This is a genomic window from Neobacillus sp. FW104-15D2 (assembly GCF_058790155.1).
Genome location: NZ_JBYTCJ010000004.1, coordinates 75,500 through 95,996, shown reverse-complemented (window position 1 = coordinate 95,996; position 20,497 = coordinate 75,500). Strand labels below are relative to the sequence as shown.

14 protein-coding genes and 1 pseudogene are annotated in these 20,497 nt (G+C 41.5%); 12 read left to right on the top strand and 3 right to left on the bottom strand.

The window, feature by feature from the left end; genetic code table 11:
* Positions 1 to 246: 246 nt before the first annotated feature.
* Positions 247 to 2,757 (bottom strand): preprotein translocase subunit SecA, encoded by a 2,511-nt coding sequence (gene secA, locus AC3WR0_RS05000; RefSeq protein WP_492551270.1) that lies wholly within the window; start codon positions 2,755 to 2,757, stop codon positions 247 to 249.
* Positions 2,758 to 3,174: 417 nt separating this feature from the next.
* Here secA and AC3WR0_RS04995 point away from each other — a divergent pair, with 417 nt between their 5' ends.
* The 8 genes from AC3WR0_RS04995 to AC3WR0_RS04960 all read left to right on the top strand — a co-directional run bounded on the left by AC3WR0_RS04995 (position 3,175) and on the right by AC3WR0_RS04960 (position 13,350).
* Positions 3,175 to 3,369 (top strand): NapC/NirT family cytochrome c, encoded by a 195-nt coding sequence (locus AC3WR0_RS04995; protein WP_492551374.1) that lies wholly within the window; start codon positions 3,175 to 3,177, stop codon positions 3,367 to 3,369.
* Positions 3,370 to 3,506: 137 nt separating this feature from the next.
* Positions 3,507 to 4,295 (top strand): cytochrome c3 family protein, encoded by a 789-nt coding sequence (locus AC3WR0_RS04990; protein ID WP_492551269.1) that lies wholly within the window; start codon positions 3,507 to 3,509, stop codon positions 4,293 to 4,295.
* Positions 4,296 to 4,699: 404 nt separating this feature from the next.
* On the top strand, positions 4,700 to 6,082 hold the full coding sequence (locus tag AC3WR0_RS04985; RefSeq protein ID WP_492551268.1) for a cytochrome c3 family protein: 1,383 nt from the start codon (positions 4,700 to 4,702) through the stop codon (positions 6,080 to 6,082).
* A 32-nt stretch (positions 6,083 to 6,114) separates the two neighbouring features.
* A complete protein-coding gene (locus AC3WR0_RS04980) occupies positions 6,115 to 7,275 on the top strand; it encodes a cytochrome c3 family protein (RefSeq protein WP_492551267.1) in 1,161 nt (386 codons plus the stop codon).
* Positions 7,276 to 7,304: 29 nt separating this feature from the next.
* Complete coding sequence (locus AC3WR0_RS04975) at positions 7,305 to 8,009, top strand: tetratricopeptide repeat protein (RefSeq protein WP_492551266.1); 705 nt, start codon at positions 7,305 to 7,307, stop codon at positions 8,007 to 8,009.
* A gap of 17 nt (positions 8,010 to 8,026) precedes the next feature.
* Positions 8,027 to 8,998 carry a 6-bladed beta-propeller gene (locus tag AC3WR0_RS04970; RefSeq protein WP_492551265.1) on the top strand — a complete coding sequence of 324 codons (972 nt, stop codon included), beginning with the start codon at positions 8,027 to 8,029 and terminating at the stop codon, positions 8,996 to 8,998.
* Positions 8,999 to 9,097: 99 nt separating this feature from the next.
* A complete protein-coding gene (locus tag AC3WR0_RS04965; protein ID WP_492551264.1) occupies positions 9,098 to 10,894 on the top strand; it encodes a cytochrome c3 family protein in 1,797 nt (598 codons plus the stop codon).
* 266 nt (positions 10,895 to 11,160) lie between these two features.
* The gene (locus tag AC3WR0_RS04960) at positions 11,161 to 13,350 is read left to right on the top strand and encodes a hypothetical protein (RefSeq protein ID WP_492551263.1); all 2,190 of its coding nucleotides are present in this window, start codon (positions 11,161 to 11,163) and stop codon (positions 13,348 to 13,350) included.
* A gap of 28 nt (positions 13,351 to 13,378) precedes the next feature.
* On the opposite strand, the gene AC3WR0_RS04955 is transcribed toward AC3WR0_RS04960, so the two are convergent.
* Together AC3WR0_RS04955 and AC3WR0_RS04950 are read right to left on the bottom strand one after the other, a co-directional pair.
* Positions 13,379 to 15,316, bottom strand: a complete 1,938-nt coding sequence (locus AC3WR0_RS04955) for an SEC-C metal-binding domain-containing protein (protein ID WP_492551262.1) — start codon at positions 15,314 to 15,316, stop codon at positions 13,379 to 13,381.
* Positions 15,317 to 15,637: 321 nt separating this feature from the next.
* Complete coding sequence (locus AC3WR0_RS04950; protein ID WP_492551261.1) at positions 15,638 to 16,483, bottom strand: DUF1028 domain-containing protein; 846 nt, start codon at positions 16,481 to 16,483, stop codon at positions 15,638 to 15,640.
* Positions 16,484 to 16,665: 182 nt separating this feature from the next.
* Between AC3WR0_RS04950 and AC3WR0_RS04945 the strand changes: the two genes are divergently transcribed.
* The 4 genes and pseudogenes from AC3WR0_RS04945 to dgoD all read left to right on the top strand — a co-directional run bounded on the left by AC3WR0_RS04945 (position 16,666) and on the right by dgoD (position 20,487).
* On the top strand, positions 16,666 to 17,706 hold the full coding sequence (locus AC3WR0_RS04945; RefSeq protein ID WP_492551260.1) for a LacI family DNA-binding transcriptional regulator: 1,041 nt from the start codon (positions 16,666 to 16,668) through the stop codon (positions 17,704 to 17,706).
* Positions 17,703 to 18,668, top strand: coding sequence for a sugar kinase (locus AC3WR0_RS04940; protein WP_492551259.1), 966 nt, complete (start codon positions 17,703 to 17,705; stop codon positions 18,666 to 18,668). Before AC3WR0_RS04945 ends, AC3WR0_RS04940 begins: the two co-directional genes overlap by 4 nt.
* A 15-nt stretch (positions 18,669 to 18,683) precedes the next feature.
* Positions 18,684 to 19,343, top strand: a complete 660-nt coding sequence (locus tag AC3WR0_RS04935) for a bifunctional 4-hydroxy-2-oxoglutarate aldolase/2-dehydro-3-deoxy-phosphogluconate aldolase (RefSeq protein WP_492551258.1) — start codon at positions 18,684 to 18,686, stop codon at positions 19,341 to 19,343.
* A pseudogene (gene dgoD, locus AC3WR0_RS04930) lies at positions 19,340 to 20,487 on the top strand (galactonate dehydratase). The gene AC3WR0_RS04935 and the pseudogene dgoD overlap by 4 nt, the downstream one beginning before the upstream one ends.
* The last annotated feature ends 10 nt before the right edge of the window (positions 20,488 to 20,497 follow it).

Below are 20,497 nucleotides of genomic sequence, written 5' to 3'. Positions count from 1 at the left end.
TAAATGAAGTATTGGCGCGTAAAAGTCCTGGTTCCGCGCATAAAACAGCGAAAACGGCGCGTAAGCAGGTCATTTCGGCGCGTAAGCCTGAGAATTCCGTGCGTAAGGTTCTTTTTTTGGCGTGCAATCAAAAAATTCCGCGCGTAAGGTTCTATTTAGTACATAAAGTAAAGGATTCGTCCTGCAACAATCAAAACCAAAAGGAAAAGAGACCCAGCCGGAGCCGGTCTCTCCTTAATTCATCTATTACTCATATTTCCCGTGGCAGTTTTTGTACTTTTTGCCGCTGCCGCAGTGACATGGGTCATTTCGGCCGATATCCACAGATTTTACCTTCGGCTTCTTTTTTACTTCCCCATCTTCTTTAGGATTTACTGCGTGTCCCTGGGCAACCTCCTGGCGCTCAAGGTTGTTCTGGATTTCCGCTTTCATAATATAGCGGGCTGCATCTTCTTCAATGGCAGCAATCATAGCTTCAAACATCGCGAAGCCTTCATGCTGGTACTCACGAAGAGGATCAATTTGACCGTATGCACGCAAGTGGATACCTTCACGCAGCTGGTCCATCGCATCGATATGGTCCATCCACTTTGTATCAACCGCACGAAGTACGATAACTTTTTCAAATTCACGCATTTGTTCAGAAGAAAGAACTTCTTCTTTTTCATCGTATCGCTCTTTAATTTTCGCAAAAATGAACTCAGCCATTTCATCAGGATATTTACCCTTCAGGTCTTCAACAGTTATGTCACCTTCATGAAGGAGATTTGCATTTACATAATTGATAAGTCCCTCAAGATCCCAAGCCTCTTCATCTTCATTCTGAGGAGTATGAGCATCAATCGCATACTTAAGCGTTCTTTTAATCATTCCTTCAACAATATCACGAAGGTTTTCAGACTCAAGAACTTCGTTACGCTGTCCGTAAATGATTTCACGCTGCTGGCGAAGAACATCGTCATACTGCAGGAGTTGTTTACGGGCATCAAAGTTGTTGCCCTCAACACGTTTTTGAGCAGATTCAACGGCACGTGAAACCATTTTACTTTGAATTGGCTGGGTGTCGTCCATACCAAGGCGCTGCATCATTGTTTTCATATTATCAGAGCCGAATCGGCGCATCAGTTCATCTTCCATCGACAAGTAGAATTGGGTTACCCCAGGATCTCCCTGACGTCCGGAACGTCCGCGGAGCTGGTTATCGATACGGCGTGATTCATGACGCTCTGTACCAAGAACAGCAAGACCGCCAAGATCAACTACACCTTCGCCCAGCTTGATATCCGTACCACGGCCGGCCATATTGGTTGCAATGGTAACTGATCCCTTTTGCCCAGCCTCGGCAATAATTTCCGCTTCACGGAAATGGTTTTTCGCGTTCAATACATTATGGCGAATACCTTTTTTCTGCAGATAATTTGAAATCAACTCAGAGGTTTCAATAGCAACCGTACCAACAAGGACTGGCTGGCCTTTTTGATTGCGCTCAGCTATATCCTCAACAACCGCTCTGAACTTACCGTCCATGGAAGCATAAATTAAGTCAGCACGATCATCACGGATAATCGGTCTGTTCGTTGGAATCACAATAACGTTCATATTGTAAATGTTACGGAATTCTTCTTCTTCCGTTTTCGCTGTACCAGTCATACCGGAAAGCTTTTCATACATACGGAAGTAGTTCTGGAAAGTAATCGTTGCAAGAGTCATACTCTCGTTTTGTACTTCCAGACCTTCTTTTGCTTCGATCGCCTGGTGCAGACCTTCACTGTATCGGCGGCCCTTCATCAGACGGCCAGTGAACTGGTCAACGATTACAATTTCGCCATCCTGAACAACATAGTCAACATCCAGATGCATACTGACATTTGCCTTCAGCGCCTGGTTGATATGGTGATTCAAGCTAACATGCGACATGTCGAAAAGATTTTCAATCCCAAAAGCACGCTCTGACTTGCTAATTCCTTCTTCTGTCAGCATAACGCCTTTTGTTTTTTCATCATAAGTGAAATCCGTGTCTTTTTTCAGCGTGCGGACAAATGCGTTCGCCTGCATATAAAGAGCTGCTGATTTTTGAGCAGTACCCGAAATAATCAAAGGAGTACGCGCTTCATCGATCAAAATGGAGTCAACCTCGTCAATTACTGCAAAGAAAAGCGGACGCTGAACCTTTTGTTCCTTATATACAACCATGTTGTCGCGCAAATAGTCGAAGCCGAGCTCATTGTTTGTACTATAGGTAATGTCGCAGGCATACGCTTCATGCTTTTCTTCTTTGTCCATACTGTTTAGATTCAGACCGACGCTTAAACCAAGGAAATTGTACAGCTCGCCCATTTCAGTGGCGTCACGGCTGGCAAGGTATTCGTTGACTGTAACAACGTGAACACCTTTACCGGAAATGGCATTTAAGTAAACAGGCATGGTCGCTGTCAGCGTTTTACCTTCACCTGTTTTCATTTCCGAAATATTACCTTCGTGGAGAGAAATACCCCCCATAAGCTGAACGTGGTAAGGATATAATCCAAGTACACGTTTTGCTGCTTCACGGACAACCGCAAAGGCTTCAACAAGAAGGTCATCAAGGGTTTCGCCCTTTTGGTAGCGCTCCTTGAATTCTACCGTTTTTTCGCAAAGCTGATCGTCCGTCATTTTTTCCATATCGCCAGCAAGCTCTTCAATCTGATCAGCGAGCTTTGATAGCCTCTTTATTTCACGTTTATTTAAGTCAAACACTTTATTTAAAATTCCAAGCATGAACTTACGCTCCTTTAAATCGAAATAGAAAGTTCCAGTTGCCCTAAAAGAAAAAGATTCGCTCTATGACGGCAGAATCCTTCCTAAAACATTCGTCAATTTCTCTTATACATCTTACCACTTCCCTCATGGAGTGACAACATATGGGGGTCTCTGACACTATGGCGGCAGTAAGAATGGGGAATAAATCTGTACTAATTCACATTAATAACAAAATTACTGTCTAAAAATTGTTAGAAAAGATTCACAATTTATCCATTGGCAATTACAGGCATAGTTCTTTCATACTAGAATCAGGGGATAGTATTTTTAAAAATGAAGGTGAGAAAATTGACATCCAAGAATTCCGAGCGGCTTGTCATAGAGAGAAAAAGGACCGGGGGAATAGACTTTAAAAACCCAATTAACCGGTAGAAACTGCTTATATTTGTTCTATTGGGGTGCATCATACTTTTTAGCGGAGGCTATGGAGTTTTTTCTTTTACTAATACTTCGGCATTTTGTGCAAGCTGCCATGAAATGGCACCTGAGTATTTAACCTTCAAACAACCCCACATAATCAGATCAGCTGTATCCAATGCCATACTAATCATAGTGTTAAAGAATCAGTGAAAAGTAAATTAAGAGAATGGTACACCCACAAAACGAGCGTTCCAGAGCAAATTTCCCAATCAAAAAAGGAGGCCATCAGCAGCAAGACCTGCCTACATTGCCATTCAAAAAATCGTCTTGTCACGGCGGACGGTGATTTGAAGGTCAACCATTCCGGCCATATTAAGCAAGGTATTCCCTGCATTACCTGCCATGCAGGTGTAACACATGGGAAAATTGCTTCACGCTCACTAAACAAGAAAAACTACTTAGACTATTGGAATGAAAGTAATGCGAAGAAGCTTATTACAGAGAAATATCGCAAGCCGAATATGGGCACATGCATCGACTGCCACGACAAAGTAAATAAAAGGCTAAAGCCTTGGGAGGATATTTCCTATAGTTTAACTGAACCAAACCCTCCTATTTTGTTAAATAATGAGGAAAACAATCAAAACACACAGCAAATTATCCTACAGGCGATTGGAAAGCAAAAAAAGAACGTTAAACTGTCAATGGAGTGCGGAACCTGCCATAAAAAAATAAAGGTCCCAGCTACACATAAAACGTTCGACTGGGAGTATAACCACGGTTCAACAGCTGTTAAAATAATGCCGAAATGCCTCAGCTGCCACCAGGATACGAAATGGATCAGGGAAATGCAAAAAGAAAATATAAGTCAGTTAATCTTTGATAAAAGTGAAAAAGAAAAGTATATCCCTAGCCTTGCTTCTGCAATAAACGAATCAAGGAAAAATCAGTTCTGTAAAACCTGCCATGCCAATAAACCGCCAAACTATCTGGACAGCAGCTGGCTGCCTGGCCACGCCATGGCCGAAGAATCTGCCTGCTATGTCTGCCATGATGAAAAGACAGAAAATGTACCGGCCAAAATAAGAGCTCCTGCCAAGGTGAGCTGTTATGACTGCCATAAATTCTTTCAATAAGATACGCCAACCGCGAAATGTGGTTGGCATTTTTTATTTTAAGGCTGCTCGTTTATTGTCATAAATCCCAGTAGTATCTCGCCTCATTATGAATATCTTTTTGATAGTGAACTTACACACTCCAGTATCCATGAAAGAAGGTGTGTGACAATTGTATGAAATTCATTTATCTTGTATAAATATAAATCTTTATGCACTTTAACACTATAGATAAGATGTTAACCAAATCCTTTTATTTTCCACATTGTGGTGTTGTTTTCAGGGAAAAAACGGGGCTTTTTTCACCGAAAAATTATTCACAAATTGTACATTGGAAAAAGCGCCATCAATATTAGATACTACCTTTAGAGAGGTTAAAATGGAAAAAAAAGTAGATTGAATCCAAAACAGAAAGGGTGAGCATCGTGGCCTTTTGGGGGAGAAAGAAAAATAGAGATATAGATACAGAGACCCGAGAAAAGAGAAAAAAAACAGGCCTTATACGCAGACTCTGGCGAACCGTCAGAAATATAGATTGGAAAAACCCGGTCAACCGCTGGAAGCTGCTATTTGCAGGGCTGGTAGGGGCGATCGTCATTTTCGGCGGAGGATACGGAGTCCTTTCCTTTACCAACTCACCAACATTTTGCTCCAGCTGCCATGAAATGCAGCCGGAATACACCAGTTTTACAGCAAGCGCTCACAATCAAATCAGCTGCGTGCAGTGCCATATTAAGCCAGGCTTCACTAACATGATCACGCACAAGATGAAATCAATGAAAGAAGTTTACTACCACGTAACCGGAGTTCCAAATCAAATCGTACAAACAGAGGAAGAAGCGGTTTCCAATCAAAACTGTCTGCAATGCCACTCCAAAAACCGTCTGGTAACAGCTTCCGGAGACTTAAAAGTAAATCATAAAGGACATGTTGATAAAAACATCCCTTGCGTTACCTGTCACGCAGGTGTTGTCCACGCAAAAATGGCATCTCGCGGCATCAACATTGACCAGGTACGGGGTAAATGGACAGCTGACTCGGCTCAAAAGCTGATGGAAAAGAAATATCTGAGACCTAACATGGGTACTTGTATTGACTGCCACGATAAAGTTAACAAAGGCGAAAAGCCATGGAAAGACGTTGCCTATATTGTTCCTCCAAATCCTGAGGAAAATGAAAAAACCGAAGCTAAAGGCACATCTGAAGTAGCTGCCACTGAAGCAGTCCAGACCGAGGCAACAGATACTGAAGCTGTAAAAGCCGCTCACGATGAAAAAACTCAGGGTATTATCCTTCAGGCTATCGGAAAACAAAAGTCGGATGTAAAAATATCCATGGAATGCGGAACCTGCCATAAAAAATTAAAGGTCCCACAATCTCATAAAACAGGTGATTGGAACCACAATCACGGCGAAACAGCCATTAAGAGCCTAAACACATGCATGAATTGCCACCAGGATTCCAAATGGGTTAGAGAAATTCCAAAAGAAGATATTATCTCCCTTCTAAATATGGGAACATCAAAAATTAAATATACGCCTAATCTTACAGTTGTTAAGGATCAATCACGTATTAATAAATTCTGCAGTGCCTGTCACAGCAAACGTCCTCAAGGACATATGCAAAGCGATCAATGGCTTACTGCTCACGCTAAGCACGCCAAAACGGATGCCGATAAGGCACAATGTTTTGTCTGCCACGATCGTGAAAAGCCAGTGGTCAATCCAGCAACAGGAGCTAAAGCACCTACAGACGTGTATTGCCAATTCTGCCACAGAACAGGCTTTAAGTCAGACAAAAAAGACTAGATTTAGGGTCTTGAATCAGGAGGGACATTCTTATGGAAGAGGAGCAAAAAACGCTGCCGGCCCCTCCCCGCTTTCGATATAAACTTATTAAGATTTTGACTCTTACTGTGTTATTTCTGGCCCTGTTCTTCGTAATCGGATATACAGGGCTGGAAGCAACATCAAGCTCGAAATTCTGCTCATCATGCCATGAGATGAAACCGGAGTTCTATACTTGGAAAGCATCCACGCACAGCGAAGTCGATTGCGTTAACTGCCATATCGAACCGGGGGCTAAAAACCTGGCAAAAGATAAAGCAAGTGGTCTTCTACAGGCTTTCAAAAAAGCAACTAACACTTATTCAGCGCCTATCCAGATGCCCAAGGATATACCAAACTCCGCTTGTGAAAGATGTCACAATCTAAAAGCCCGGGATGTTACACCTTCCGGGGATATTATTATCCCCCACGATAAACACCTGGCCAAAGACGTTAAATGTATCCAATGCCATAGCGGTGTAGCTCACGGCAAAATCGCACAGCGCAAGGTAACCTTTAAATCGGACTACGAAAAATGGGATGACACTCTTGGTAAATCAATGATGAGTGATGTCAAATTCACCACTCCAAAAATGGAAACATGCATGGAGTGCCATGAAGCCCGTGGAATTTCTACCAAGTGTACTACATGCCATACAACAGGAATGGTTCCGAAATCGCATAAGCAAAAGAATTTTAAATATCAAAATCATGGCAGTCTTGCCAAAAAGGATGTTAAAAAGTGCAACAGCTGCCATCAGTATATGTCAGATAAAGAAATCCCCGCTATGGAAGAAGTTCCTGCATCGGAGCAATTTTTGGGAACGGGCACAGTAAAGAAAACAGATCATCCAGTTCAGGAATACACAAAAGAAAATACATTTTGCAAGGACTGCCATACTAAGCGCCCGCCAAGCCACGGCAAAAGCTTTGTCAGCAGGCACGGTGGAATAGCCAAACAAAGCACCGAAAAATGCCTGGCATGCCATGATTATCAAAAAACGGGCTTTAATAAAACCAACAATGTTACCTGCAGCAGCTGCCATCCTGCAAGCCATGCGGATAAAGATTTCAGGGCCAGACACCCTATCCCCCTGCCAATTGGACAAAAGCCAGAAGAAAGATGTTACACATGCCATTACAAACCAAAATGCACATCCTGCCATAAGCAATAATGGCCATGCAATAAAAAAGGAGGGCTATTATGGAAAGCCAGGTACAGCTAAACCTACAAGAAGATGAACAAAGCAGCCCAGAAAAAAGTAAAAAACCATTAAAACATAAAAATAACCGCTTCAAATGGTGGCAATCCCTTATTCTGCTGGTTGCAACCTTGGCCATCAGCCTTTCCGCCGGTTATTATATCAGCAATAAATATCTATGGAATAAAAATGCAGATCAAATTGCCAAACAGCTCGATTACTATAAAATGCAGGTCAACGAAAAACCAAATGACCCCAAATTGAGAGTACAGCTTGGATATACCTACTTTCTCAAAGGGGATACAGACAGTGCCATCAACGAATATAAAACAGCAAAAACCTTAGATAAAAACTATTTTGATGCATATTTAAATCTCAGCATAGCTTACGATAAGGAAAAACGAATTGATAATGCACTGCAAATGGCGGTCAAAGCGGCAAAAATTGCTCCTAGAGACTACAAAGGTCATTTATTAAAAGGACGCAGTTACAGAAAGTTAAAGATGTATAAAGAAGCAACAAGTGCTTTGGAAGAAGCTGCCCGATTAAAGCCTGGAAATACAGACGTGATTTATGAAGTTGGAATGGTAGCTGAATCTCAAGGTAAGAAAAAGGAAGCTGAAAAAATCTATAAAGAAACCCTTTCTTATGATCCAACTTATAAACCAGCTATAAACGCTCTAGATCGTCTATCAAAAAATAACTAAAAAGGAGATGGAAAGCCATGAAGAAAAAAACCACTTATCTATGGATGGGGACAATTGTCGCTCTTACTGCTGTTCTATTCACAGTCATCTACTTTTTCCATCTTCAGGATAATGCAATTAAGGTAGCCAGTACAGTTAAAGGCGGCCCTCCTGCTCTCGGCTATTTTATCCAAGGTGATTTGAGTTCCCCTTTGGAAAAACCAATGGACGTTTCAAAGATCGGACAGTTCCTTTATGTTACAGATACAAATCACAAACAAATTCAAGTATTTGATAGTTCAGGTACCGCTATTTTCAAATTTGGCAAACAAGGAACAAGCCAGGGCGAATTCCAGTTCCCTTATGGTATTGATGGAGATAAAAAAGGCAATGTGTATGTTGCCGATCTTTACAACGGAAAAATTTCAATCTTTACTTCTAAAGGCAAATTTATTAAATATTTTACCGACGAATCTAAAAAGGCGGACTTTTTAAAGTCCCCCAGCGGTTTACGTATTTACAATAATAGTCTTTATGTAACCGAAATCCAGTCAAGCAGAGTAATCAAATACGATTTAAACAGTGGAAAAAAACTTTTGGAGTTAACAACAGCCACTGGCAAGGATGATACTCTGAATGCACCAAATGCGGTAACGATTGACAGTGACAAAAACATTTATGTTTCAGATACCGGAAATCAGCGACTTGTTATTTACGATAAAGAGGGAAAATTCCTTCGAATTATAAATGGTTCCACAGACGGAAAAGGAGAATCAAAGTTTGTTAATCCAAGAGGCATTGGTGTTAAGTCGGACGGTACTCTGCTAATGGTAGATAACATGACTCACTTTGTTTATGGTTTTGATAAAGACGGCAAACAAGTTTTCCAATTTGGCGGACTGGGAAGCGATAAAGAGCAATTTTACCTTCCAAACGGCTTATTTGTAGATGATAAAGGCGAAGTTTTCATCACTGATACCGTTAATCAAAGGATTGCCCTTTATTACTAATATACTTCTTACAATATGGGAGGTGATGCCTAAAGGAAATGAAGATTGGAAGGTTTACAGATATATATATAAAGAGAAGTAACAGGGAGGTTTTTGAAAATGAGCAAAATAAAAATGAGTTTCTCACTAATCATTGCATTTTTCTTGGTGGGAATCCTAAGCACTGCTGCCTTTGCGAAAGATCCGTATGGATTAAAGCCAGTGCAAAATGGTCTAGGTCTTGATGTTCCTTTTACAGGTAACTCAGCAGATGCAGCTGATATTGAAGGTAGATCTTTTGACTTAGTTCTAAAAGATGGGGCTGCGGTAGTTAACACATATACTGCTATTCTTGATGCAACTAAAAAAGGAAAAGTAAGCATAGCTGCAGGAGTTCTAACACCTGGTAAAGAGTACGTTGTAGAGTTATACCATTCAGATGACGCAACTCATGCCACATTACTTTCAAAGTCTACAGCGTTAGTAAGTGACGCACACAATATAAATATGTATCAAACACCTGATACTCATGTAGATTTAGATGGATCTGGTCTTAAAAACGCCAACCAAACTGGCTTTAACAACACTAGAAAAAATAGATCCGGACAAAAAGTTCACGGTTTCTATCAAAATAACACAAACTCCTGTGCAAGCTGTCACCAAACACATACAGGTGCTGATGACAACTTATTATTCAAAGACGGCGTTTACAGCACATGTTCTGCATGTCACGATGGCACAACAGGAGCGTATAACTCTTTCGCACCAGTTTCTGAAGAAAATGCACACAGCATTGCTGGTACATTCAACGTTCAAGCTTCAAACCATAATGGTTCTCTTCACGAAGCAGATGGTTCTTTAAAAGTTAGTGCCGCACCAGGTGGTAACAATAACGCTGCTGCAGGTTCTTCATTCGATCAAGAATTCGATTGCGCTAGCTGCCACGCACCACATGGTAACGGTTCTGCTGGAGCTTCAGGCGAAAATAACTTGAACTTGGATCCATTAGGTTGGGGTTCTGTTGCATACGCAACTACTAATAATGATACAAAAAACGGTAAATTATTTAAAGATCTTCCAATTCAAACAAGTGTACCTACTACATTTAGCACACCATACATTCTTGTAAAATCTACTTTAGCTGATCAAGCTGCCGTGGATGCAAACTTCTTTTATAAGCGTGCGATGGGAACCGTAACTGGTCCTGTAAATGTTATACAAACTTACAGATGGAATAACACTAAGTACGTTGCAGATTATTCTCTATGGCTTCAAGAAAAAGGATATCCATATAAAGCTGATACAATCCTTAAGGACTCAACAGGTGCAGATATTACTAGAGCCACTGGAATGACAGTTGTATGGCGTGATGGCTTTGCTTACGGTACTCAAGTTGCAAATGTATCTACAGCCACTATCTCTGTCGGTGTTGACGTTGAAACAACTAGTAATATTGCAACCCTATTTGACAACAAAAATGCTAGTTTTATTCCAGATAGCGGTACTCAAATGAGTAAATATTGCTCTGCTTGTCATACTGACTATCTATCTACAACTCGTAAAGATGTGACGGGCGTATATACGACTGCACACCGCCACAAAACAGGTGCAGATGAGTTAACTTGCGTACGCTGCCACTTCGGTCACGGTTCTGAAGCTCAAATCATGAAAACTGCAAACGACCAAACTTATTATGATTTAATTAAAGCCGGACAAAAATTCGATAGTACTGTTACAGACCAAACAGCAGCAGCAATTGATTACTTGAAAGATCCAAACCTATCTTCTGCTCTTAAACGTTACACTGGAATGGCTGTATGTTATGCTTGCCATGGTCAAGGAGAACAATTCTTGAGCAATCCAAATAACGTAGATAGACCTTTAAGTGGTCAACCTGGAACAGTAAGAGGTCAATAAAAATAAAAAAGCCAACAAATAGCGCCACTACTTGTTAGCTTTCAAAAAAATACTATTAATAATTAGAATAAGCAAGGTAGCAATAGTGATATTGTTACCTTGTTTTTTTATTATCCCATGCGGACACAAATTCGTCAATAAACCGCTCCATTTTCGCCCCATCTTTTCCCCATTTTCATTGCTATAATATACATATACTCCCTATATATAAATAAATAATCATACAAATTACCTGCATAAATTCACATGAAAACGAGATGAAGATTATGAAAAAACTAATTCGAGTAAAAAAGCCCTATTTCCTCTATTGTTTGTTAGCTGCCTTTTTACTTGGATATTCTGTATGGTACCTTCCACCTTCTATTGCTTATTCAGAAACTGCTGGCACAACTACGCCAGTTACTGATCCAACCAATACGCAGCCAGCTACCGAAACAACAATACCGGAAACAACAAATGGAACAACTCCCGCAGAATCGCCTGCTGTGGAATCAACTACCACTGGAACAACAACTGATACAACTACCGAAACCACTGCTGTTGAAAATGCAACTGTAGTAAAACCCACTGTATCTATTAATAATCCTTACAATAATCAGGAGTTTCATAATTATGAAGTGACTCTTTCAGGCACCTATACAAATACCGATCAAACTATTCAAAGCTCTAACCTGGTTTTTTCCGCTTCAGAAGAAGTTGATGGGATCATAACTGAACTCTCTGATAATGTAAAGGACGCTTCCACCTGGAGTATCACAAGTACAACTGGAACTGCGGGAACCTGGTCTTTTACTCAGACTTATTCTAATGAAGGTCCGCATAAGATTGTGATTACAATCAAAGACAAAACGAACATCGATAATACATCCAATACATCAAGTATTTCTTTTACTATTTCAACCAGACCCTATATCTATAAATCAGTAATTATGATTCCCGGCTCACCCGATAAAGAATTAAATGCTGAAGATTTAACAAGTGTGCCTCTAAATGCGCAAATTAGAATGACCATAGTTGATGATAAACAAATGCTCCAACTTGAGTCTAAGGTTACATCCAATAACCCAATAAAGGTTTTATTAACGCCTATATCGAAGACACAATCTCTTACCGAAATAGCTGGTGCGTCGACTGTTGATTTAAATGCAGATCCTCCCGCCGGAAAGTATGCTTACGATATTACTTTTAAGCCAAATAGGGATTTGGAAAACAATAAAATTTATTTAGTATATCTGGAACCTTCTCTCTCAGATGATAATAATAATCTTGTATTTGCCAAGTTTTTTAAATTCACTACAAAAACAAACACTGAATGGGATGACTTTACTGATAGCCCATCTGGTCAGGAGAGTTCCAATCCACATGGTCATTATAATTTGAATACCAATATGTGTGCTGCCTGTCACAGTACGCATGTTAACAACCCATTACAAAAATTAGATCCCACAAAATCTCAGGATGAGGGCGGTTCTTATTTAGTTGATTTTAATGATAAATTGAAACAGGATGCCTCACAAAATTATTGCATGGCCTGCCATGATGGAACGACAAATGCGCCTTTTATAAGCAATATCGAGAAAGCGTTCCATCACAATAATCCAGCTGAATACACAGATAATGCATCAAATACTTTAAAGCAGCCAGAGGCTTGTACCAGCTGCCATAACCCTCATCTTGAGTGGTCATCTGATAATCCGAATCTATTGAAGGATCATTATATTTATACTCACCAAGAAGCCGACCGAAATAAAAACGGCTTAACGTCTCTGGTTGTGGATAGCCTGGATACATCCTGTGAAAGCTGTCATGAGGATTATTCCATCTTTAATCAAACAACCTATCCAGATGGAGTTTATAAAGCCCTACAATATGCTAAAACGTTAACTGCTACCGGTGCCATTAATTCCAGGAAAGTAGATGTTAACGCGGATAAAACTTATAAAATGGTTCCGACTGTAACTGACTACTCTTTATGTCTACGCTGTCATAATGCTGAAAAAGTAACAGCTAAACTAGTCCAATCTGATATTGAAACCTATTATACTGACCAAAACTCTAAACATCTATTTATGCTGGCAGGTACCGAATTGATCCAGGATGACGGAAGTCAATTAAACGGTACCCTCCCATGTGCTGAGTGCCATGAAACACATGGATCTGACAATATTAAAATGTTAAGAGATGAACTTGGTAATATAAGAATCACTGATCCCGTTAAAAAGTTTGTATCTTCGGGTAAAACTTGGGATGCAGCAAACGAAAGAAATTTTTGCACCAAGTGCCATAATGGATCAACCGATATTTACGGAAAAACTGCAAGGGCACTTGATATCGCCAAATCGGAAGGCCATGATCCTTCAACTGATAAAGGCAAGCATGCATGTTCTTTGTGCCACGGCGGTGCTTCAAAATCCTTTATAGAAGCAGCCCACGCACCCAAATCAGGAACCCCATAAAAAAACGAGAGGCCCACGCCTCTCGTTTTTATTTCTTCTTCGCTATCCATTCCTGCAGTCCTTCTACCCCATTCCAGATTAGGAAGGCCGAGAAGGCATAGATAATGGCTTCGTTTTGGTCGCCCCAGCCGTAGTATTCAGGCATTTGCTTTGGCAGGCGTTTTTTTTCGGTAATATAGTCAATGACGTATTTGTTTTGTGCATTGGCTTTTTTCAGCAGTCTGGTTGCTTTTGCCGTTTTGCCCTTTTCAAGGAGTTCGAGTAAGAGCTCGTTGAATAGCCAGTGGGTTGAACCTTCAGGGAACTGCTTAAGAAGTGCCTTTGCTTTATCAAACTGTTTTAACTCAAGGTATATTGGAAACAGATCATAGCGGACGCCCTGATTGTCCATTGGATTAAGTTCGAGTATGGCCTCGTATTCGCTGGCTGCTTCTGCGCTTTTTCCAATAACCACAAGGGCCTGAGCATATTTATTTTTTGCCCGCATGTATGGTCTCGTTTCTATTAACCCCCAGAAATAACCTCTGTTTTCAAGAAAAAATTCTTTTCCAAGTTCTTTTTCAGCTGCTTCCATTCCATTTTTATATATTTCGGCTGCTTCTTCAGGACTGTCGGCAAACTCCCCGGCAAGGTTATAAGCATCAGCGTTAGAAGGGTCAAGGTCTAGCGCCTCCAATGCCAGCTTATATCGATCAAGACCTTGGGCTTCAAATGCTTCGTAAATTAGATTTTGTGCATGTTCCTTATTGTTTCGGGATGTCTTTTTCACCGGCTTTTGCGGCTGATTTATTTTTTTATTTAAAAACTCCTCAATTTCTTCGATGCTTTCAAGGCCCTGTTCCTGTATTTCGGCAAATACACTGTTCAGCATCTGTTCAGAGGCTAATGGATTAATGCCAGCCTCGGCCGGTCCTGCACTCTCCTCCAGCATCTGAACTATGTCATCATGCAGCACCTCATCCAATTCATAGTAACGGCTTGATATACTCCCTGCGGATACGCCATAAATCTTTGCTACTTTCTTTTGCGTGTTTGGGAAATCCTCTGGGAATATGAATGAAATCAAATAATGAAGAGCAGCAGCATAAACAGCCGGATTTTTAATCTGCTTTTGCTTTTTCTCGCAAAATTTATGCCAAATGAGAATACCAAATTCGGTAAGGGTTGGACTTTCGTTAAGTTCATTCATTTTCTTTTGAAAAACTTCAGCTACTTCTTGATAAACCGGAGCTGACCATTCCAAGTTGTCCGGTTCAACAGTGAGTCCAACTGAAGGAAGGTCGTTCATGATTTCCATAAAAAAGGCACTAAAACCTTCCTCCGGTGAATCGTATCCCAATTGAGCAGATTTTTCCTCGATAAATTGATAAGCAATTTCAGGCTGAAGGTTTGTAAGTTCGATCAATGACGGAATAAAGATGAGCTTTTCCTCGTAAGGCATCGCCATACCAAAGATAAACGAGTTCTTGCCACCTTCCACTTTATGGCTATTTACAAGAGAAATTTCTTCTGTTTCTCCCGTAAAAAAGTTTTTAAGCTTAAGAGTGTTTCCATCAATGTCGATTGCTTCTCCTGCTAATATCCGGACATCTGTCCATGTATTCAAAATATCCTTCAGCTTCGGCCTTTTAATATTTTTTGATTCATAGCGAATAAATTTTTCAAGAATGGTCTCCCCACCGTCTACTTCTTTGAAAAGGGTAAACCAGATCGTATGAATCGTTAAATAAAAATCCTGTTCAGACTCTTCATTTAGATTTAGATGCGGTTCGAGCTGTTCATAATCTTGTTCAATCTCGCGTTCATAATGCTGCAGGGCATAATCTACCAGCTGGTGCTGCAGCCTTACAACTTCATCCTCAATAACATTGGAAATGGATATGACCTCGTTAAGGCCACAGCACTTTTTATATTTTTTTCCGCTGCCACATGGGCATGGATCGTTTCTATTTATTTTCTCATTCAAAATAATTCCTCCCCGATCAAACCTTCTTTCTTTTATACTACCATTCTGTACATTTCTTTCAAAAAGAAAACAGCTGAAAAGTAATTTTCAGCTGTTTTTTCCATATTGTCTAGCTTCAGCGCCCAGCGACTAATGTCCACCCCACTCCTCCCTACGATAAGTCAACATCGAAACATTGCATGTTTCGTGTTTCCTTTATCTCAGTCGAAGCGGAGGCCCGCAGGACGCGGGTCAGAAAGGCGTTGCCACAGGACGTGGCGATCTTAGCCTTTCTTCAAATGGCCATACGGCGCTTAACGGGCGCTTCCGCTTTTCTAGTTATTAACTTTGTTTTTTCATAAATTCTAATACTTCGAGGTCAATAAAGCCTTTTTCCTGTTCGCGCATTTCGAAGTTTTCGGTGTGGAGATAGGCTGTTAATGCTTTGTGAAGCTCTTCTTCCTGAACAATATTGAAGTGCAAGTAACCGTGGCGGGCAAGCTCTGCAGCAAGTTCTGTCTCAACCTCTCCATCAATTGGAACGACCTTTTCCTGCTTAGAGGGAGCAAAGTAAAGCTGCTGAAGGTGATAGATTCGAATCAGCTCTGTAATCGGGTCAGGATGTTCATCTACACGAAGGTCAACAAAGCGATCATTATAGCCGCCGTAGCCGCCTGCTTCTTTAACAACAAGCAATGCTGCCGACTGCTGACCTCTGCTGTCCCCCCCTGCTTCCTGTCCGGCATTTAGTGCTGCAAGCAAGCGCTCTGCAAGAGTTCCTTCTGTGGAAGTAAAGGTAGATGCCATTGCTTCTACTGTTTTTTCATCTACCAAAATATTACCTTGTGCTGCAAAATGAGGCCCTGTGATGCCTCCTGCCCAGTTGTAGCATTCCTTACCGGTGAATGTTGCCGCGTTTCCATTGGCATCAATTAGACCAACCTGGCGCATTTCCTTATCCTTATCCTCGGCAAGGATGATTTCAAGTGCTTCTGCAGCACTCTTTCCTTCAGCCATTAATGCAAGCGCATCGGGACCATATGCAGTGTTGGCATAGGACTGAGTTGCTACTGCCCCAACTCCTGCCTTAGCCCAAGGTACAACAGCTCCAACGCCGAGAAACTTGGATTGAACAGCGATTCCCCACTCTTTTGCCTGTGGGTCATATCCTACAATTGAAAAAGTCATGTTGTTTTATCCTCCTAAATTTGTATTATTACTTTTTCGAGAAGCGAAAAGAAAATCCTGCTTCAATTATTTAAAAAGTTAATTGGCGGAAAATTATAAAAATTAATTGTAAAGGCTTTCAACATCTCTTATAATTTGTTTATAAACCGGTTTAGTAAATCGGTTTATAAAAGGAGAGTAAAATGAAAAAAGTAACCATTTCAGAGGTTGCCAAGGCCGCTGGAGTCTCAAAAAGCACGGTCTCACAGTATTTAAACAAAAGATTTGATTTTATGGGTGCCGAAACAAAACAGCGGATTGAAAAGGCAATTGAGCAGCTTGATTATCATCCGAATATTATTGCAAGAAGCTTAAAGCAAAAGCGTACCTCCACTATCGGAATCATTGTTTCCAACATTCTTCATACCTTCTCAACCCAGATTATCCGTGCAATCGAAGATACATGCCGGGAAAATGATTTCCACGTAATTGTCTGTAATGCCGACGACGATCCTCTAACAGAAGAAAAGTATATTCAAATGCTTCAGGCAAAACAGGTAGACGGCCTTGTGCTATTTCCAACCGGTGGTAACCTTGAATTGTATCATTCCATGGTAAAAAGCAGCTACCCCGTTATTTTTATGGATCGGATAATCGAAGAAGTAAATATTGATGTTTTCCTGCTGGACAATGAATCCGCATCCATGATGGCCGTTAACCATCTCTTCAGCAAGGGCCACAGCAGGATTGGAATAGTGACCCCCTCCACTGAGCTTAAAATCACACCTAGAATAGAACGAATCACAGGTTATAAGAAAGCTTTGCATTCGCATGGAATTCCCATAAATACCGACTACATCCAGAGCATGGAAATCGAACACCTGCAAAGGGGTCTTGAGAAAATGTTTTCTATACCCTCCCCTCCCACCGCTTTAATCGCATCCAATGATCTATCACTTCTGGAGGTTTTAAAATATACAAAAAAAGCAGGAATTTCTGTTCCGGATAAGTTAGCAGTTATCGGAATTGACGATGTGCCTTTTGCATCGATTTTTGAGCCTTCACTCTCCATTATTTCTCATCCCACCTTTGAGATGGGGAATAAAGCAGCTGAACTGCTTCTGCAAAAAATCCTTCATAAAGATACAGCCGAGCCAAAAATACACCGGTTTAAGCCGAGCCTGCTTGCTGACAAAGTTCCAGCCGAAGACCTTAATTTAACCTCTGGAGGAAAAATCGAATGAAAAATTTAGAAGTCGTTACCTTTGGTGAAACAATGGTTCTTTTCAACCCAATGGAAATGCTTCCCCTTGAATACAACCATACGTTTTTTAAGCAAATTGGCGGTGCAGAATCCAACGTTGCCATCGGCCTGCAAAGATTGGGCCATAGTGTTGGATGGTTCAGTAAGCTCGGGAATGACCCATTTGGGCGCTATATCCATAATTTTATCCGCGGTGAAGGAGTGGATACATCTCGCTGCATTTACACAGACGAGGCACCTACGGGTTTATTTTTTAAAGAGAAAAGATCTTCTAATAACATGCGGGTCTATTATTATCGTAAAAATTCCGCTGCAAGCTTAATTGGCCCTGAGGATTTGGATGAAGAGTACATTGCAGATGCAAAGATACTTCACGTCACGGGGATAACTCCTGCCCTAAGTGAATCAAGCCGTCAGGCAATTTTCAAAGCAATTGAAATAGCTCAGAAACGCGGTGTGAAAATTGTTTTCGATCCCAATATCCGCCTTAAACTGTGGGGCCGGGAAGAAGCAAAAGAGGTTTTGTTCCAAATGGCTAAAGTAGCAGACATCATTCTGCCTGGACTAGATGAAGCTGAGTTAATTACCGGCAAAAAATCACCTGAGGAGATGGCTGAAGCTTTGTCTATGGACAAAGACAAAACGGTTATCATCAAGCTTGGGGACAAAGGTGCCTATTATCATACTGCGAACGAGCAAGGATATGTCCCAGGATTCCCGGTCCAGCAAATCGTTGATCCGGTAGGAGCCGGAGATGGCTTTGCAGCCGGTGTAATTAGCGGAATTCTCCGTGGTGATTCCATTTCCGAGGCGGTCAGACGCGGAAACGCTGTAGGTTCCATTGTCGTGGGAGTGAATGGGGATGTGGAAGGCCTGCCTTCAAAGGATGAGGTTGACCAAATGCTTAAAGGAATTCAGGATGCACAGGATGTAAAAAGATAGAGGGGTGTGAAGCAAATGGAAAAGCTAAGAAATCTTAAAAGATTAACAGATTCAGGTTTAGTAGCGGTCATTCGAAAGCCTAAGGCAGAACAGATTGCTTTTATCGCTGAGGCTCTGGTAAACGGTGGTGTTGGAGCTCTTGAAATCACTGTAGATACTCCCGGGGTCTTCCGCATGATCGAGCAGCTGAAGCAGGAATTCGGACAGCGTGTGCTGGTTGGAGCAGGAACCGTCCTTGATGCCGCGACTGCCAAAACAGCCATCGAAGCGGGTTCTGATTTTATTTTTTCACCAACTTTAGATGAAAAGACCATTGAAATGACCCTTCGTTATGGGAAAATTTCCATCCCTGGGGTTATGACGCCAACGGAAATTGTGAAAGCCTATCAGGCGGGCGCAGACATTCTGAAGGTATTCCCCGCTAGCTCCTTGGGTCCCAACTATTTCCGTGAATTAAGGGGACCGCTTGGCCATATTCCCGCTATGCCCACCGGGGGTGTCTCTCTGGATAATGTAGAGCAATTTATTAAAAACGGTGCAGTTGCAGTCGGGGTAGGCGGAACACTTATGAATAAGGAAGCCTTGGAAACAAGGCGTTTTGATGTCATTGAGGATACGGCACGAAAATTTGTAAGGTTAATAGAAAAAGCACGCCAGGAGGAAGTAAAAATATGAAAATCACCAAAATGGAAACTTTCTAGTCCCACCGCGCTGGCTATTTTTAAAAATCGAAACAAGTGAAGGGATTGTCGGCTGGGGCGAACCAGTTGTAGAAGGAAGAGCAGCGACCGTTAAAGCTGCCGTCGAGGAATTAAAGGATTACCTAATCGGAAAAGATCCTTTAAAAATTGAAGACCATTGGCAGGTTTTATACCGGGCTGGCTTCTATCGCGGCGGCCCTATCTTAATGAGTGCTATATCCGGAATTGACCAGGCTTTATGGGATATAAAAGGAAAGTATTATAATGCACCAGTTTACGAACTACTTGGCGGCGCAGTGCGTGACTCTATCAAGGTATACAGCTGGATTGGCGGAGACCGGCCTACTGAAGTTGCTATCGCAGCTAAATCCGCACAAGAAAACGGCTTTACTGCAGTGAAAATGAACGCGACAGAGGAACTGCAATATATTGATTCATATGAAAAAATTGACCAGGCCATTGCCCGGATTGCCGCTATCCGTGAAGCATGCGGAAAGGATTTTGGCATAGGAATCGACTTTCACGGCAGGGTTCATAAGCCAATGGCTAAGATTTTGGCAAAGGAGCTGGAGCCCTTCCGCCCGATGTTTATTGAGGAGCCTGTTCTCGCAGAAAACAATGAAGCACTTAGAGATATTGCTACTCATACGAATATACCAATTGCAACCGGTGAAAGAATGTTCTCAAGGTGGGATTATAAAAAAATCCTTAGCGAGGGGTATGTGGACATCATACAGCCGGATCTTTCCCATGCTGGAGGAATTACGGAGGTAAGAAAAATCGCTACCATGGCAGAAGCCTATGATGTGGCGCTTGCTCCTCACTGTCCATTAGGCCCAATTGCGCTGGCGTCATCTCTGCAGGTAGATGCTTTATCACACAATGCATTTATCCAGGAACAAAGCCTGGGAATTCACTATAACCAAGGAAACGACCTGCTCGACTATATTAAGGATCATACCGTATTCCAATATCAGAATGGATCAGTAAAAATCCCGGATGGACCAGGCCTCGGAATTGAAGTAAACGAAGAATATGTTCGCAAGATGGCCGAAATTGGTCACAGCTGGAAAAATCCACTGTGGAGGCATGCAGACGGAACCGTTGCGGAATGGTAAAAATAAATGC